This is a genomic window from Ensifer sp. WSM1721 (genome assembly GCF_000513895.2).
In the GTDB taxonomy this organism is placed as follows: domain Bacteria; phylum Pseudomonadota; class Alphaproteobacteria; order Rhizobiales; family Rhizobiaceae; genus Sinorhizobium.
Genome location: NZ_CP165783.1, coordinates 1,080,328 through 1,097,811, shown reverse-complemented (window position 1 = coordinate 1,097,811; position 17,484 = coordinate 1,080,328). Strand labels below are relative to the sequence as shown.

Genomic DNA, 17,484 nt, shown 5'->3' with positions numbered 1-17,484 from the left:
CGTGAATTCCCGGCATGACTCCACTCGCTCGCCAACGCGGTCGTGAGTAGGAGTCATCAGCTTCCAGGGGAAGCGGTTCGGCCTGGCGGCCCGGCAGAGTCCATTGCCGATAGGTTCCCTTATAGATGTGAAGTCGATGCTGTCAACATCGCCTCTTTCTTCGGGCACTTCAGCTGATATACTCATTGACTCATCATACCAGTTTCGTTATCGCTGAGATTAGGAGACTGGAAGGAGACGCAAATGACTTCGATTGCCCTGTTCGGCGCCGGCGGAAAAATGGGCTGCCGTCTGGCCAAGAACCTCAAAGGCTCGCGCTTCGATGTGCGGCACGTCGAGGTGAGCGAGGTCGGCAAGGCGCGCTTGGAGCAGGAACTGGGGATGTCGACCGTCCCGGCCGACAGGGCACTTGACGATGCCGACGTCGTCATTCTCGCGGTGCCGGACACGGTGATCGGCAAGGTTGCCGCTGCCATCGTCGACAAACTGAAATCCGGCACGATGATCATGGTTCTCGATGCCGCGGCCCCGTTTGCCGGCCATCTGCCGAAACGCGATAACCTCACCTATTTCGTCACGCATCCCTGCCATCCACCCATCTTCAACGACGAGACCGAGCCCGCCGCGCGCAAGGATCATTTCGGCGGCGTCGCCGCCAAGCAGCACATCGTTTCCGCGCTGATGCAGGGCCCAGAGGCGGATTACGCCAAGGGCGAGGAGATCGCCAAGATTATCTGGGCACCGGTCATGCGCTCGCACCGCGTCACGGTCGAGCAGATGGCGCTCCTCGAGCCCGGCCTGTCGGAGACGGTCTGCGCTTCGCTCCTCGTTGTCATGCGCGAGGCGATGGACGAATGCGTCGCCCGCGGTGTGCCGAAGGAAGCGGCGCGCGACTTCCTGCTCGGCCACATGAACGTGCTCGGCGCCGTGATCTTCGATGAGGTCGAGGGCGTCTTTTCCGACGCCTGCAACAAGGCGATCGAATTCGGCAAGCCGATGCTGATGCGCGACGACTGGAAGCGCGTCTTCGAGCCTGAGGAGATCGCCGACAGCATCCGCCGCATCACCTGACGGCGCCAGCGGATTACCGGAGCCGGTGAGGACGGCTTCGGCCATTTTTTCAAACCTGGGAGGAGAGACTCAATGAAACTGACACGCAGAATGACCATGGCCGCTTTTGCGGCCGTACTGGCGGCAAGCTCGGCCATTCCGGCTTACGCGGCTGATCTCATCGCGATCATCACGCCATCGCACGACAATCCCTTCTTCAAGGCCGAAGCGGTGGGCGCCGAGGCTAAGGCCAAAGAACTCGGCTACGAGACGCTGGTCCTCGTCCATGACGATGACGCCAACAAGCAGTCGCAACTGGTCGATACCGCGATCGGTCGCGGTGCGAAGGCAATCATTCTCGACAATGCCGGCTCGGAAGCCTCGATCGCCGCCGTCCAGAAAGCGAAGGACGCCGGCGTGCCGTCCTTCCTGATCGACCGTGAAATCAATGCGACTGGGGTCGCCGTCTCGCAGATCGTCTCCAACAACTACCAGGGCGCGCAGCTCGGCGCCGAGGAATTCGTCAAGCTGATGGGCGAATCCGGCAATTATGTCGAGCTGCTCGGCCGCGAGTCCGATCTCAATGCCGGCATCCGCTCCAAGGGCTATCACGACGTCATCGACGAATATCCGGAGATGAAGATGGTAGCGCAGCAGTCGGCGAACTGGAGCCAGACCGAGGCCTACGCCAAGATGGAAACGATCCTCCAGGCCAATCCGGACATCAAGGGCGTGATCTCCGGCAACGACACGATGGCCATGGGTGCGATCGCGGCTCTGCAGGCGGCCGGCCGCAAGGATGTCATCGTCGTCGGCTTTGACGGTTCCAACGATGTGCGCGACTCGATCAAGTCCGGCGGCATCAAGGCGACCGTGCTGCAGCCGGCCTATGCGCAGGCGCAGATGGCCGTGCAGCAGGCACACGAGTACATCACCACGGGCAAGAGCCCGGTCGAAGAAAAGCAGCTCATGGATTGCGTGCTGATTACCAGCGAAAACGCCGACCAGCTCGAGACCTTCGCGCTGACCAACTGATCGTCGAAAGGACGCGCGGAACGGTGCATGCCGTCGCGCGCGTCCCTCTGTCCTGTCGTGGAGTAAGGCTGCAATGCGGAATTTGAAGGCCACGGCCGCGCTTGTCCTTGCCGGCGCGATGGCGCTTTCGAGCTGCAAGATCATCAAGACGCCGACCAACGAGGAAGCCGCGCAGGCCGCCACCGGCGGCTTCGCTCCGGACCGCATGGTCGCCGAAATATGGGACAGCCAGGTGCTGCCCTATCTCGAGAAAAAGGCCGGGCCGTTTCCGGAGGTCGCGGCCCTTGCCGCAAGCGATCCCAATGCGGCGGGCGCGAAATACGGCCACAAGGAAAAGCAGGGGAGCGCTCCCTGGACATTCGCCACGCGTCTTTCCGGCACCATCGTCGCTGCCGAGACGAAGTCGCGCTCGGCCTATGTGGAAGTCGATGCGAATGGCGACGGCAAGGCGGACGCGCGTGTTCAGATCGGACCCGCGATCCGCGGCACGGCGATCCGCGACAGCCTCGACTTCGTCAACTTCAACCAATTCAAAAATCAGATCGAGTGGGCCCAATACGGCAAAGCCTTCAACACGCATGTCAACGGCCTGGTGCTCGAAAAGCTCTCCCGAGATGGTCTGGTCGGCAAGAAGATCGAGGCCGTCGGCGCCTACCCCTTGCCTGCCAAAGGGCAATTGCCCCTCGTGGCGCCGGCCCGGTTGACGGTGGAGGGCTGATCATGGGCCCGACTGACGACGACAATTGCGTGCTCCGGCTCGAGGATGTGACAAAGGTCTATTCCGGCATCGTCGCCGTGCGCCACGCGAACCTTGCACTCGGGCGCGGCGCGGTGAATGTGCTCGTCGGCGAGAACGGCGCCGGCAAGTCGACGCTGATGCGGATCATCGCCGGCGTCGAAAAGCCCTCGCTCGGCCGCATCCTGCTCGATGGCAAGGAGGTGGAGTTCCATTCGCCGGCCGACGCGCAGCACCACGGCATCGGCATGGTCTTCCAGGAGCTCAATCTCTTCGGAAACCTCTCCGTCGCCGAGAACATCTTCGCGACCCGCGAAATCACCCGTGGGCTGCGCGGCATCGATCACCGCGCGCAGATCGCAAGAGCCACCGAGTTCCTCGACCGGCTCGATGCCGGCATCGACGCCGAGACGCTCGTCGAAGACCTGCCGATCGGGCAGCGGCAACTGGTGGAGATCGCCAAGGCGATCTCGCTCGACACCCGCATCCTCATTCTCGATGAGCCGACCTCGGCGCTTTCGGCGGCGGAGGTCGACATCCTCTTCAAGGTCATCCGGGAGTTGAAAGCGCAGGGGGTGGCGATCGTCTACATCTCCCACCGGCTCGAAGAGTTGATGCGGATCGGCGACTACATCACCGTGCTTCGGGACGGCCAGATCACCGGGCACGCCATGGTCAAGGACATCGATACGAAGTGGATCGTCCGCTCTATGATCGGCTCGGACGCGAAGGACTTCGCTAAGTCGATCGAGCATCGCCTGGGTGCGGAGATCTTCCGTGCGGAGGATATCTGCCTTCCGCGCCGGACGGGCGGCCTTGCCGTCGACCACGTCTCGATCTCCGTGCGCGCCGGCGAAGTGCTCGGCATCTACGGGCTGATGGGTGCCGGGCGAAGCGAGTTCTTCGAATGCGTGATCGGCCAGCACCCGCATTCCTCGGGACGGATCTATATCGATGGGGCCGAAATCGATGCAAGCGATACCTCGGGCAGGATCAGGGCGGGCCTTGCACTCATCCCGGAGGACCGCCAGCGCGAGGGGCTCGTCCAGGCTCTTTCGATCGCCAGCAACCTGACGCTCGCCAGCCTCGACCGTTTCGTCCGCTTCGGTTTTCATATCGTCGGCGAGAAGGAGCAATCGTCGATCAAGGCGGCGATACGCGATCTCTCCATCAAGGCGCCGAATCCGGATTTCGAAGTGACCTCGATGTCGGGCGGCAACCAGCAGAAGGTGGTTATCGGAAAGGCCTTGATGACGAGGCCGAAGGTCCTGCTGATGGACGAGCCGAGCCGAGGCATCGATGTCGGCGCCAAGGCGGACGTGTTCCGCACCATGCGGCGACTCGCAGGCGAGGGGCTCGCGATCCTCTTTTCCACCTCCGATCTCGAAGAGGTGATGGCGCTCTCCGATCGCATCGCAGTGATGAGCAATGGCCGGCTCGTCACCGTTATCGACCGCGCGGAGGCGACGGAAGAGATGATCGTGAAGGCTTCGGCCGAAGGCCACAAGACGACAAGGGAACATGCCTGATGACGACGGCAACCACGACCACCAACGCCCCGGAAGCCGCAAGCGGCTCGCTCCTGCTCACGCTGATGAAGCTCAGGACATTCATCGCCCTCTTCGCGGTGATCGCCTTCTTCTCGATCTTCGCGCCGAATTTCCTCTCGACGGCGAACCTCATCCTGATGGCGAAGCATGTGGCGCTCAACGCCTTCCTTGCCATGGGCATGACCTTCGTCATCATCACCGGCGGCATCGATCTTTCCGTCGGGTCGATCGTCGGGCTCTGCGGCATGGTCGCCGGCGGCCTCATCCTCCACGGCATCGACCTGCAGTTCGGCTACACGATCTATTTCAACGTCGTCGAGGTCTGCCTGATCACGCTTGCGGTCGGCATCGTCATCGGTGCGATCAACGGCTTGCTGATCACCAAGCTCAACGTCGCGCCCTTCATCGCCACCCTCGGTACGCTCTATGTCGCGCGCGGCTTCGCGCTGCTCTCCTCCGACGGTCAGACCTTCCCGAATCTCGTCGGCAAACCGGAGCTCTCGACGACCGGCTTCGCCTTCCTCGGCTCCGGCCGTCTTCTGGGCTTGCCGGTATCGATCTGGATTCTCATAGTCGTTGCGCTCGCCGCTGCCTACGTCGCCAGATACACGCCGATCGGCCGCCATATCTTCGCCGTCGGCGGCAATGAGCGAGCCGCCCGTATGTCCGGCATCCGCGTCGGCCGGGTGAAGATGTTCGTCTACATGTTTTCCGGTTTCTGCGCTGCGATCGTCGGCCTCGTTATCTCGTCGGAGCTGATGGCCTCGCACCCGGCCACGGGCAATTCCTTCGAGCTCAACGCCATTGCCGCGGCCGTTCTTGGCGGCACGTCCATGTCCGGCGGCCGCGGCACGATCGGGGGCACGATCATCGGCGCCTTCGTCATAGGCATCCTTTCCGACGGCCTTGTCATGATGGGGATCTCCTCCTTCTGGCAGATGGTTATCAAGGGGATCGTCATCATCGTCGCCGTCGTCGTGGATCAGGCGCAACGCCGGCTGCAGCAGCAGGTGACGCTGATGCAGCTTGCGAAGAAGGGGTGAAGGCATGGCGGAATTGAAAGGCGCCCTGATCGGTTGCGGCTTCTTCGCCGTCAACCAGATGCATGGCTGGCGCGACGCGGAGGGCGCGCGCATCGTCGCCCTCTGTGACCGGGATCCGACCAGGCTGAAGGCCGTCGGTGACGAATTCGGCATCGCGCGCCGTTATACGTCCGCCGAGGACCTTTTTGCCGATGGCGGCTTTGATTTCGTCGACATCGCGACGACGGTTGGAAGTCACCGTGCGCTCGTCGAGATGGCCGCGCAGCACGGCATTGCGACGATCTGCCAGAAGCCGATTGCGCCGTCCATGGAAGACGCGAAGGCGATGGTCGCGGCTTGCGCGAAAGCGGGCGTGCCGTTCATGATCCACGAGAACTTCCGCTGGCAGTCGCCGATCCGCACCGCGAAGGTAGCGCTCGACAGCGGCGCCATCGGCGAGGTGTTCTGGGGCCGGGTGAGCTTTCGCTCGGCCTATAACGTCTTCTCCGGCCAACCTTATCTTGCGACCGGCAAGCGCTTCATCATCGAGGATCTCGGCATCCATGCGCTCGACATCGCCCGGTTCCTCCTGGGCGACGCGACCGCGGTGACGGCCCGCACGCAGCGGGTCAATCCCGACATCGTCGGCGAGGACGTGGCGACCATGCTGCTCGATCACCAGGGCGGCGTCACCTCCGTCGTCGATTGCAGCTACGCAACCAAATTGCCGGTCGAGCCTTTTCCCGAAACATTGCTCGAGATCGACGGCAGCAAGGGCACGCTGCGGCTGTCGCAAGGCTATCGTCTTTCCGTTCATTCGCGCGACGCTACGAGAGTCGAGGGCGTGGAATCGCGCCTGCTCCCCTGGGCCTCGCCTCCCTGGCACAACATTCAGGAAAGCGTGGCGCTCATTCAGGAACACTGGATCGAATGCCTGCGCGCTGCGCGCGAACCCGAGACGTCCGGCCGAGACAACCTCAAGACCTTTGCCCTGGTGGAGGCTTCCTACCGCAGCGCGGCCGAAGGGCGGACGATCCCATTGGCGGAGTTCCTCGGATGATGCCGTCCCGCGCCTTTCTCCTGTTCGGCACCGATGAAAGAGAGCCGGAAGCGCGGCGGATAGAGGTGGGCCGGCTCAGCGCCGATCTGGTCGGTGGCAACCTACGTACGATCCGCTTTGCCGGCAGGGAAGTGCTGAGGGCGATTTCTTTCCTTGTCCGGGACCGAGACTGGGGAACCTGCCAGGCGCAGATCGAGGGCCTGAACGTAGATGAGGGGGCGAGCGGCACGCGCATTCGCTACACCACCCGCTTCAAGGCGCTCGATGGGGCCGTCCTCGATTGTCGTGCAACGATCGAGCTTGGACCCGATGGTCTCCTCTTCGATGCGCGCTTCACGCCGGAACGAGATTTCGAGACGGCGCGCGCAGGCTTTGCCATCCTGCACCCGATCGTCGGCCTTGCCGGGCGGCCGGTCGAGGTCGAGCATAGCGACGGCTCGATCGAAAAATCGGCCTTTCCCGACCTCATCGAGCCGTGGCAGCCTTTCAAGGATATCGCCGCGATCACGCACGAAGTGCTGCCGTGTGTTACGGCCGAGTGCCGCATGATCGGCGACGTCTTCGAGATGGAGGACCAGCGGAACTGGACCGACGGTTCCTACAAGACCTATGTGCGTCCGCTGGCCTTGCCCTGGCCCTATGTGCTCGAAGCCGGCGAGACGGTCCGGCAAAGCGTGCGGCTTACTTTCCGTGAGACGGGCGCGGTCGTGAAGGAGGCCGAGGCGCCGGTCGAGATCAGCCTTTCCATCAGACGAGACGCAGGATCGTTACCCGCGATCGGCATTGGCCTGCGGCCGGAGGAGGCGAGCGAAGAGCTTCGCAACGTGGGGCTGTTGACGCGCCTCGGCGCGCGGCATCTCATCTGCCACTTCGACCGGGATGCCGGCCATGGAGCGGCAGCGCTCAGCCACTTCCGGCAGATGGCGGAGGCGTCTGGCCGCGCGGTGACGCTCGAATGCTTCGTTCCTTGTAAACGCGCGCTCGCCGACGAGTTCGGCGAAATCGCCGACATGGTCGGAAATAGCGGCCTTGAACTGGCGAGCATCGCCGTGTCGCCCTCGGTCGATCGGCAATCGACGCCGCCCGGTAGCGTCTGGCCGGAGTGCCCACCGCTCGAAGAGGTCTACGCGGCGGCGCAAGCGGCCCTCCCGGGCGTACCGCTCGGCGGCGGCATGTTCAGCTATTTCACCGAGCTCAACCGCAAGCGTGTGCCGGCCGAACGGCTTGCCTATGTCTCCCATTGTACCAACCCGATCGTTCATGCGGCGGACGATGTGAGCGTGATGCAGACCTTCGAGGCGCTGAGCGACGTGACGCGGTCCGTCCGGGCGATCTATGGAAGAAAACCCTATCGGATTGGTCCCTCCACCATCGCTATGCGCCAGAACCCCTATGGGAGCACGACCAAGGACAACGCACTCGGCAAGCGCATCGCTATGGCGAATAGAGACCCTCGGCACAACGCTCTGTTCGGTGCCGCCTGGACGCTCGCCTACGCCGCAACGATCGCCGGGGCGGAGCCGGAGGTGCTGACGCTTTCGACGCTTGCCGGCCCCTTCGGACTACCTGCCGGCGCCGGCGAGCCGGTCGAAGCGGGCAGACCGAGACCGCTCTTCCACGTCTTGCGCTGGCTCGCCCAATTGTCGGATGGCGAGCGGATCGCGGTCGAGACATCGGCGCCCCATCGAGTGCTCGGCCTCGGTGCGGCCGTCGGCGGCACAACGACCCTGTTGCTCGCCAACCTGACGCCAGATCTTCAGACGGTGACGCTGCCCGAATCCGGCGGACAAAGACTCACCGTTCTCGACGAAGCCTGGCTTCGCGAAGGCGCGAAGGAGCCGAAGGCGAGGGCGCTTGCGGGCGCGAGTGTCGTGCTCTCCGCCTATGCGGTTGCCCGCATCGTCACGGCCTGAGGATCTATCGGCCGCTTGGCTCGGAAAAGCTGGAAAGCATTTGCACACATTCGCTAGCTGCTCCGCGGCACGCCTCGACGGGGCGCCGCACACCGTGACCAACGGATCCTTGTAGAGCGTCTCGCCCGAGCGATCGGTGCCGCACGACTGGACATGTTTCTCAGCAAGGCATGTCCTTTGAACAAAGGAGGAGCAATACTTACAAGAAATCGAGTCCGCCGGCGGGCATCCTTACTTCCTAAACGGATGGCGACAGCCTATAGGGACGCATTTGCGCCAGAGATCGTCGAAATTTGCAAATGCATCGTCACGCGGCCGCCCCGAAGTCCGGTCACGTTCAAACGTCTGTCGCAACTACAGCGCAGTGCGTCCCTCAGACGCACAAATGACGCTGTAGCACTTTGAATTGCTGCATGTTGCCTAAATCGGCAAAGGAAACATGCAGCAGGCTTCTGTAGCTGGAGGTGTCGTTGAAGCCTATGAGGACAGCGGAACAGGACATCGGAGCATTCTTTGGTCTGCCGAATGCCCCGTGTCTGTCGGCTCGGCCCATTCGCAACGCTCGATTTTCCGTGACGCGTCTGCACCACCGGCTGATTGGACAGTTCGGCCAAGTCGTGGCCTTGCCTCCTGACGACGCCTACTTCCTGATGCTTTACCTCAAGGAAGCGCATCATTGCGATATCGGGGCCGATGGCACCGAGAGCGAAGTCCGGCGATATCGGCAAGGGTCCATCTGCCTCGTAGATCTCGCGCAGGGTGCCAGCGTTCGCCTGATGAGCGATCTCGAATCCCTTGCCTTCCATCTGCCGCGTAGCCTGTTTCGAGAAGTCGCCGCGTTCCCGCGTGCCCCTAGAGAGACCGGACTCAGATGCCGGCGGGGCGAGCATGACGACATCATGCGCCATATCGGGGCCGCCTTACTGCCGCTTTTCGGGGACGGAAACGCTGGCAATCCTGCGCTGCAACACATCGCAGTCGCGATCTGCGCACACTTGCTTCAACACCACGGCGATCGTTCGGCGGGAGCGGGTTCTGCGGCTGTCGGCTTATCGGTTTGGCAGGAGAAGGCAGCCAAGGACTTCATGATCGACCACCTGGGGGAGGATTTCCCGATTGCGGCCGCAGCTTCCGCGGCCGGCCTTGCAACCCGTGAGTTCGTCGATGGTTTCAAGAGCGTGACCGGACAGACCCCGTCTCAGTGGCTGATGCGCCATCGAATCGGACGCGCCAAACAGTATCTCGCCGAACGTATTCTGCCGATCTCGGAGATCGCGACACGGTGTGGTTTCACGAATGAGGAGCATTTCGTCAGGGTCTTTCGCCGCATAGTGGGTGCCACCCAATCCGGCCGCCGTTCGCTTCATTGATCGGGCAATGGGACCGGCGCGAATTGCGATGAAAGATATGCCCTGTATCCTGACAACGAACCGTAATAGCATCCGTGCATCATTGTGCAGCACACCGCATCGAACCGAATATCCGGAGATCTACGCCGATGGCGATGCTTGAGAGATCAGGTACCACCGGCCATCGGCCAAAGTCGATCGTGCGGTCGATCGCCTGTGGCGAAATCACGGTAACGAGGACCTATTCCGATCGATTCGATCTTGAGGTCGCGCCCGTCATCCCCTGCGCGGATGCATTCAGCGTCATCGTTCAGCTGCGCGCTTTCGATGCTCATCGCCTATGGCGAAGCGGCAAGCTGGTTTACGACGGCGGGCACGCGAAGGCTTCGCTCGCGATCACCGATTTGCGCGACCGATGGCAGTGTCACCACCTCTCGCCGTTCGACAATGTCCGCTTCCACATTCCCTTCTCGCGCATGCGCGCCTTCGCGGACGAGGTGGGGCGCAGCGATTATAGGGCCCTTGCTTGCGTGCAAGGTCGCATCGATCCCGTCATGCATGGTCTCGCTCAAGCCCTGTTGCCATCGCTGGATGATCCGGAACATGCCAATCCCCTGTTTCTGGAACAAATCAATCTCGCCGTGCTGGCGCATCTCAGCCAAACCTATGGTGGGCTGCATTTTCCGGCCGAGAAGAAGGGGACCCTTGCCCCCTGGCAGCAAAGGCTCGCAACCGAATTTCTTGCCGCTCATTTCAACAAGCCGTTGTCGATCGGGGAACTGGCCTCTCTCTGCGAACTTTCGCGCAGCTATTTCAATAAAGCGTTCAAGGAGAGTTTTGGCCGGACCCCTTCCAGATGGCTGACCGAATACCGCGTCTCTCGGGTCAAGGAACTGTTGCTGGGGAATCTGCCGATCGCGGAGATCGCGATCAGTTGTGGTTTCGTCGACCAGAGCCATATGACCAGAGTCTTCACCGGCTTGACCGGTGAAACCCCTGCGCGCTTCCGGCGAAGACACCGTCCGGGCATCGCCCCGCTGGATCAGCTTGGCGCCTGAGGCGGCTCGAGCTGCAATCGGGCCAATATCCGGCGAGCGTAGAAGGCTAACCATGTTCAAAACACGCGCCTTTCATACAAGAAAGCTTGTCCGCTCCCGGCAATGATGGATGGCGATCCGCATCTGAATGGGGTTTCGAACGGGCGCGGCCTGTTGCGCTGGTTTCGACCGCGAAGCCATGCACTCGCCGGAAACAGTCTCTCCGCGGCCGCATAGGCTCAACTTGCAGGATAAGGAATGACGACCGCTTCTTCGATTGCCAAGGCCTCTCGAACGCGCGACAGCCTCGGCTGTTCGCTGGACACGCTTGACGACGACTGCACGATCGAAGACCGCAACCTGATCTTTCACCACAAGAGGTCGTCTTCCGGCCCTCCGGGGAGGGTCAGCACGCCCGGTAGCGGGCGGGGCTATCTGATCGGTCTTTCCGCATCCGGCGGACATAAGCGCCGGATATACAAGGAGCACCACTCGACGGTGCACGATTTCGGCGAGAACTCCATTTACGTCAGGGATTTCGCGGATGACTATCGGGCCGACCTCAGCGGCTCCTTCGACTTCATGCTGCTCGAAGTCAGTCGCAGTGCCTTGGAGCGGATCGCGGACGCGGCGGATATTGCCGGCGTCACTGAATTGCATGCCGTCGCCGAGCGCCCGGATCCCGTTCTCGGCGGCATGCTCGGCGCATTGTTTGCCACAATGGACGGGCAGGCCCACCGGAGCGCCTTGTTCGTTGACCAGCTCTCGGCGGCGATCGGAATTCATGTCGTGAAACAATACGGCAACGGCCACGCCGGAATGAAGCGCGGCGGGCGGCGGCTTTCCGTGCGGGCCCAGCGGACGATCAGGGATCTGATCCAAAGCAGGCTTGGTGGCGATCTGACCGTCGAGGAACTGGCCTCGGCCTGCAACCTTTCGCAGGCAACATTTCTTCGGGCATTCCGGGAAACCATGGGTAAGACGCCGTATCGATGGCTGCAGCAGCAGCGGATCGAAAAGGCCAGTCACCTGCTGCGGTTCTCGCAGGCGCCGCTGAGCGAGATCGCCTCTCTCTGCGGTTTTTCCGACCAGAGCCATTTCACGCGCGTTTTCGTGCATGCGACCGGAGCGACGCCGGGCGCCTGGCGGCGAAGCCGACAGTCGTAGCGGCCGCTCGAAAGAAAAATGGCCGCCGCGATGAAGTGAGCGTCGACAAAGACGATCTCGCCTGCTGCCGTTGATTCAGCTCTCGGTCATGTCGCTCGAAACACCGCGATCGAAATTTACAAAAATCAATCGACGGCTACAAGAACGAGACCGCCGCTGTGGCATAGTCGAACCTCTCATGCTGCAAGTCAGCAGCCAACGAAAGAGGCCAAGACCATGACCCTGAACGCGACACCCACCCCAGGCAACCTGCTCGTTTCGCCCAAGGACCACACGCTGATCATGATCGATTTCCAGTCGCAGATGTCCTTCGCGACAAAGTCGATCGACGCAGTGCTGTTGCGCAACAATGCTGCGCTGGTCGCCTACGCCGCCGCCGGCTTCGGCGTCTCGACCATCCTGACGACTGTTGCTGAGAAGACGTTCTCCGGCCCCATGTTCTCCGAGATCACCGATGCCTTCCCCGGCCAAGCGCTTCTGGATCGCACCTCGATGAACACCTGGGAAGATGCTGCGGTGATCGAAGAAGTCAATCGCATTGGCAAGAAGCGTCTGGTGTTCTGTGGACTTTGGACCTCCGTCTGTATCGTCGGCCCGACCCTTTCCGCCCTCGACCAGGGTTTCGAAGTCTATGTGATTGCCGATGCCTGTGGCGACGTGTCCGACGAGGCGCATGAGCGTGCGATGGACCGCATGGTGCAGGCCGGAGTCCGGCCGATGACTTCGCTGCAATACATGCTCGAACTGCAGCGCGACTGGGCGCGTACCGAGACCTACGAGATGACCACCGGCATCGCCAAGAAGTTCGGCGGCGCCTACGGGCTCGGCATCATTTACGCCAAGAGCATGTTCGGCGCGTCCGAGGGCCACTGACCGCGGCCGCAAAGCCGAAGCTCAGCTCGGCCGCTGGAAGGCGGCCGGGTGATACTCGTCGCCTGATATAGGAAATAGTGATGAAGATGTATCTCCTTTCGCTCGGAGCCGGGCTTCTCGTCGGCATCATCTATTCGCTCTTGAACGTCCGTTCGCCGGCACCGCCGGTGGTGGCACTCGTAGGCCTGCTCGGCATCCTCGTCGGCGAACAGATCGTGCCTTTCGCGCGCACACTTTGGAGCCGCGAGCCGGTGATCGGGTCCTGGATTCATCACGTCAAGCCGCACATGTTCGGGCATCTCCCGCGAGGCGGCCGTGCCGCGGGAGGCATCGTGACAGAAGCCGCAGCACCAGACGAAAGGGCTGGATGATGCCGACGCGACGCTCCTTCCTCGGCGCGGCATCGAGCCTTGCTCTGCCGGCCCTTTTCTCGCCGGCCAGCGCCGCCGATCCTCAATCGACTGGAGACGCCTCCATGACGCCTGATCTCATTCTCCACCGCGGCCTCATCACCACGCTCGATCGTGCCAATCCGGCGGCGACGGCGGTCGCGATCAAGGATGGCCGGTTCCTTGCCGTCGGCGACGACAGAACGATCATGGTCCTTGCCGGACCAGGCACGAAGGTGGTCGACCTCAAGGGCAAACGCGTGCTGCCGGGGTTGAACGACAATCATACCCACGTCGTGCGCGGCGGCCTGAACTACAACATGGAACTGCGCTGGGACGGGGTGCGCTCGCTCGCCGACGCGATGGATATGCTGAAGCGGCAGGTCACGATCACGCCGCCGCCACAATGGGTGCGCGTCGTCGGCGGCTTCACCGAGCACCAGTTCGCCGAAAAGCGGCTGCCGACGATCGAGGAGATCAACACGGTCGCTCCCGATACGCCCGTGTTCCTGCTGCATCTTTACGACCGGGCGCTGCTAAACGCCGCCGCACTTCGCGCTGTCGGCTTTACCAAGGACACTCCGAACCCTCCGGGCGGCGAGATCACTCGCGATGCCGAGGGCAATCCCACCGGTCTCCTGCTCGCCAAGCCGAATGCGGGCATTCTCTATTCGACCCTTGCCAAGGGGCCGAAGCTTCCCTTCGAGTACCAGGTCAATTCGACCCGCCACTTCATGCGCGAGCTCAATCGCCTCGGCGTCACCGGCGTCATCGATGCCGGCGGCGGCTTTCAGAACTACCCGGACGACTACGCCGTCATCCAGAAGCTCGCCGACGAGGGGCAGATGACTGTCAGGCTCGCCTATAACCTCTTCACGCAGAAGCCGAGCGAGGAAAAGGAGGACTTCCTCAAATGGACCTCCTCGGTTAAATACAAGCAGGGCGACGATTTCTTCCGCCACAATGGTGCCGGCGAGATGCTGGTCTTCTCGGCAGCGGACTTCGAGGACTTCCGCGAGCCGCGCCCCGATTTGCCGCCGGAAATGGAAGGCGAGCTCGAGGAGGTGGTCCGCATCCTCGCCGAGAACCGCTGGCCCTGGCGCCTGCACGCCACCTATGACGAGACGATCAGCCGTGCCCTCGACGTCTTCGAGAAGGTGAACCAGGACATTCCGCTCTCCGGCATCAACTGGTTCTTCGACCATGCCGAGACGATCTCCGACCAGTCGATCGACCGTATCGCCGCACTTGGCGGCGGCATCGCCGTGCAGCACCGCATGGCCTATCAGGGGGAATACTTCGTCGAGCGCTATGGCCACGGCGCCGCCGAGGCGACACCGCCAGTCGCGCGTATGCTCGAGAGGGGCGTCAACGTCTCCGCCGGCACGGACGCCACCCGCGTCGCCTCCTATAATCCCTGGGTCTCGCTTTCCTGGCTGGTGACCGGCAAGACGGTGGGCGGCATGCAGCTCTATCCGCGCGCCAACTGCCTCGACCGCGAAACGGCTCTGCGCATGTGGACGGAAAAGGTGCAATGGTTCTCCAACGAGGAAGGCAGGAAGGGGCGTATCGAGAAGGGCCAGCTCGCCGATCTGATCGTTCCCAGCAAGGACTATTTCGCCTGCGCCGAGGACGAGATCTCGTTCCTGACCTCCGACCTTACGATGGTCGGCGGGAAGATCGTCTATGCGGCGAACGATTTCGCCAGTCTCGACGAGAATCCGTTGCCGCCGGCGATGCCCGACTGGTCGCCGGTCAGAACCTATGGCGGCTATGCCGCGTGGGGCGAGCCGGAGGGAGCTGGCCGACATTCGCTCAGAAGAACCGCCATCGCCTCCTGCGGCTGCTCCAGCAGTTGCGGCATGCATGGTCACGACCATGCTGCGGCCTGGACGTCACGCCTGCCGATCGCCGATCTGAAGGGTTTCTTCGGCGCGCTCGGCTGCTCATGCTGGGCCGTGTGACGATCAGCCAAAGCTCCCGGTAAGGATCACGCCATGAAAAAGATCGCTGTCGCAGCCGCGATAACGGTAGTCTCAAGCTTAAACAACTCGTCGTTCGCTCTCGGCCAGGATCTGGGCCAATCAACGGCTAGTCCCCGGCACCCGTGGGCGAAAGTCGTGGTGAACCATCCACTGCCGAAGCATGGCGCCTATTACAAGGGGGTATCCCGGACCGCCCTAAGCAAAGTTGAAAAGCCGCTCGAGAAGGAGCCAAGATGATGAGCCTGTTTTCCCTCGAGAAGCATCTCACCGCCCGCTTTCGGACCGGCCTCGCCGACAGACGCATTCTGTTCATCGGCCTGCTGGCGCTCTGCTCGGCCTACATCCAGGGACCGGTGACGAAGATATTCGACTTTCCGGGTGCGCTCGCCGAAACGGAGCATTTCGGACTGCAGCCGGCGCCGTTTTTTTCCGTCGGCGTGATCGTCTTCGAGCTTTCGATGTCGGCGCTCATCCTTGCCGGCATCTACCGCTGGGCTGCCGCGCTTGCGCTTGCCGTCTTCACGCTCGCCGCGACCTTCATCGCGCTTCGCTTCTGGGAACTGCCGCCTGGTATGGAGCGCTCGAAGGCCATGAACGGCTTCTTCGAACATGTCGGGCTTGTTGGCGCGTTCACTCTGGTTGCATGGCACGACCTGCGTGAACATGGCGCATCCGGAAAGGGACGGACTTCATGAGCTCCCTGTCTGCGACCCGGGCGGCTGGCGGCGGGTTCGCGCCGCTTCGCCAGAAGACTTTTGCCATTCTCTGGGTGGCGACGATTGTCGGCAACACCGGCAGCTTCATCCGCGATGTCGCAAGCTCATGGCTTGTCACCGACCTCTCGAACGCACCAGCCGCCGTCGCGGCGGTGCAGGCTGCGGGGACGCTCCCGATCTTCCTCCTCGCGATCCCTGCAGGTGTACTGTCGGATATTCTCGACCGCCGCAAGTTCCTGATCATCATCCAGCTTCTGCTGGCCGGAGCCAGCATCTGCCTGATGTTGCTGTCTGCGACGGGGTTGCAGACCATCACGTCCCTGATTGCACTCACCTTCGTCGGGGGTATCGGAGCGGCGCTGATGGCGCCGACCTGGCAAGCCATCGTTCCCGAACTCGTCCCAAAGCAGGATCTCAAAGGTGCCGTAGCGCTCAACTCGCTCGGCATCAACATCTCCCGAGCGATCGGCCCGGCAGTCGGCGGCCTGCTGCTTGCCTGGTTCGGCGCAGCCTTTACCTATGGCATTGACGTCATCAGTTACATTTTCGTCATCGCTGCCCTCATCTGGTGGAGGCGCGCGCCTGATGTCGACGACGGCTTGTCCGAACGCTTCTTCGGAGCATTCCGCGCTGGTCTGCGCTATGCGAGGGCGAGCCGCGAACTGCATGTCGTGCTTCTCCGGGCGGCCGCATTCTTCGTTTTCTCGAGTTCGGTCTGGGCGCTTCTGCCCCTGGTCGCCCGCAATCTTCTCGGCGGCGACGCCGGTTTCTACGGCATCTTGCTCGGCGCGGTCGGCGCGGGCGCCATCGGCGGTGCGCTGGTGATGCCGAAACTTCGCGCAAAGCTCGATGCGGACACACTGTTGCTCGGCTCGGCGCTCGTCACGGCGGGCGTGATGGCCGGGCTCTCCTTCGCGCCGGACCGATGGATCGCCATTCTGGCTCTGCTTGCACTCGGAGCCGCCTGGATCACTGCGCTGACCACACTGAACGGGGCCGCACAATCGATTCTGCCGAACTGGGTTCGGGGACGTTCGCTCGCCGTCTATCTCACGGTGTTCAACGGTGCGATGACCGCCGGGAGCCTTGCCTGGGGTGCCGTCGCGGAGATCGCCGGCGTTCCGACGACCCTTGTTCTCGGCGCCGTTGGACTTGCCGTGGCGGGGCTCATCTTTCACCTCGTCAAGCTGCCAAAGGGCGACGCGGACCTGGTGGCCTCCAGCCACTGGCCGGAACCTCTCACGGCTGCCCCCGTCGAGCACGATCGCGGTCCCGTGCTCGTCACCATCGAATACCGGGTCGACGAAAGCGACCGGAGCGATTTTCTGCAGGCACTCGCGAAGCTCTCCGGAGAGCGTCGCCGCGATGGTGCCTATGGCTGGGGCGTCACCGAGGACGCCGCCGATCCGCAGAGAATCGTCGAGTGGTTTATGGTCGAATCCTGGGCCGAGCATCTTCGCCAGCACCGGCGCGTGTCAAAGGCCGACGCCGACGTACAGCAGGAAGTCCGCGGCTTCCACAAGGGTCCAGAGGCGCCCGTGGTAAACCATCTGTTGTCGATAGATCTGCCCCATCTCGGTCGCAACTGACTGCGAGCATTCG

General features: G+C 62.6%; 15 protein-coding genes and 1 riboswitch. All 15 genes read left to right on the top strand.

Annotation, left to right across the window (positions count from 1 at the left end; translation table 11 throughout):
- Positions 1-40 precede the first annotated feature (40 nt).
- A riboswitch (Fluoride riboswitch) is annotated at positions 41-117 on the bottom strand.
- A 126-nt stretch (positions 118-243) separates the two neighbouring features.
- The 15 genes from M728_RS22640 to M728_RS22570 all read left to right on the top strand — a co-directional run bounded on the left by M728_RS22640 (position 244) and on the right by M728_RS22570 (position 17,471).
- Complete coding sequence (locus tag M728_RS22640; RefSeq protein ID WP_026620914.1) at positions 244-1,071, top strand: phosphogluconate dehydrogenase C-terminal domain-containing protein; 828 nt, start codon at positions 244-246, stop codon at positions 1,069-1,071.
- A gap of 72 nt (positions 1,072-1,143) precedes the next feature.
- Positions 1,144-2,085, top strand: coding sequence for a D-ribose ABC transporter substrate-binding protein (locus M728_RS22635; RefSeq protein WP_026620913.1), 942 nt, complete (start codon positions 1,144-1,146; stop codon positions 2,083-2,085).
- Between the two features lie 73 nt (positions 2,086-2,158).
- The gene (locus M728_RS22630; protein WP_026620912.1) at positions 2,159-2,803 is read left to right on the top strand and encodes a DUF2291 family protein; all 645 of its coding nucleotides are present in this window, start codon (positions 2,159-2,161) and stop codon (positions 2,801-2,803) included.
- A gap of 2 nt (positions 2,804-2,805) precedes the next feature.
- A complete protein-coding gene (locus M728_RS22625) occupies positions 2,806-4,350 on the top strand; it encodes a sugar ABC transporter ATP-binding protein (RefSeq protein ID WP_034883669.1) in 1,545 nt (514 codons plus the stop codon).
- Positions 4,350-5,414 carry an ABC transporter permease gene (locus M728_RS22620; protein WP_026620910.1) on the top strand — a complete coding sequence of 355 codons (1,065 nt, stop codon included), beginning with the start codon at positions 4,350-4,352 and terminating at the stop codon, positions 5,412-5,414. The genes M728_RS22625 and M728_RS22620 overlap by 1 nt, the downstream gene beginning before the upstream one ends.
- A 4-nt stretch (positions 5,415-5,418) precedes the next feature.
- A complete protein-coding gene (locus M728_RS22615; protein WP_026620909.1) occupies positions 5,419-6,453 on the top strand; it encodes a Gfo/Idh/MocA family protein in 1,035 nt (344 codons plus the stop codon).
- Positions 6,450-8,366, top strand: coding sequence for a hypothetical protein (locus M728_RS22610; RefSeq protein ID WP_026620908.1), 1,917 nt, complete (start codon positions 6,450-6,452; stop codon positions 8,364-8,366). Before M728_RS22615 ends, M728_RS22610 begins: the two co-directional genes overlap by 4 nt.
- Positions 8,367-9,142: 776 nt before the next feature.
- The gene (locus tag M728_RS22605) at positions 9,143-9,736 is read left to right on the top strand and encodes a helix-turn-helix transcriptional regulator (RefSeq protein ID WP_245269699.1); all 594 of its coding nucleotides are present in this window, start codon (positions 9,143-9,145) and stop codon (positions 9,734-9,736) included.
- A gap of 128 nt (positions 9,737-9,864) precedes the next feature.
- Positions 9,865-10,773 (top strand): AraC family transcriptional regulator, encoded by a 909-nt coding sequence (locus M728_RS22600; protein ID WP_026620906.1) that lies wholly within the window; start codon positions 9,865-9,867, stop codon positions 10,771-10,773.
- Between the two features lie 237 nt (positions 10,774-11,010).
- A complete protein-coding gene (locus M728_RS22595; RefSeq protein WP_026620905.1) occupies positions 11,011-11,919 on the top strand; it encodes an AraC family transcriptional regulator in 909 nt (302 codons plus the stop codon).
- A gap of 222 nt (positions 11,920-12,141) precedes the next feature.
- Entirely contained in the window at positions 12,142-12,792 is a 651-nt protein-coding gene (locus M728_RS22590; RefSeq protein ID WP_026620904.1) for a hydrolase, read from the top strand.
- Between the two features lie 80 nt (positions 12,793-12,872).
- On the top strand, positions 12,873-13,163 hold the full coding sequence (locus tag M728_RS22585) for a XapX domain-containing protein (RefSeq protein ID WP_026620903.1): 291 nt from the start codon (positions 12,873-12,875) through the stop codon (positions 13,161-13,163).
- Positions 13,163-15,145, top strand: a complete 1,983-nt coding sequence (locus tag M728_RS22580; protein WP_026620902.1) for an amidohydrolase — start codon at positions 13,163-13,165, stop codon at positions 15,143-15,145. The genes M728_RS22585 and M728_RS22580 overlap by 1 nt, the downstream gene beginning before the upstream one ends.
- Positions 15,146-15,402: 257 nt before the next feature.
- Entirely contained in the window at positions 15,403-15,861 is a 459-nt protein-coding gene (locus tag M728_RS22575) for a DoxX family protein (protein ID WP_026620901.1), read from the top strand.
- A complete protein-coding gene (locus M728_RS22570) occupies positions 15,858-17,471 on the top strand; it encodes an MFS transporter (protein WP_156943436.1) in 1,614 nt (537 codons plus the stop codon). The genes M728_RS22575 and M728_RS22570 overlap by 4 nt, the downstream gene beginning before the upstream one ends.
- Positions 17,472-17,484: the final 13 nt, after the last annotated feature.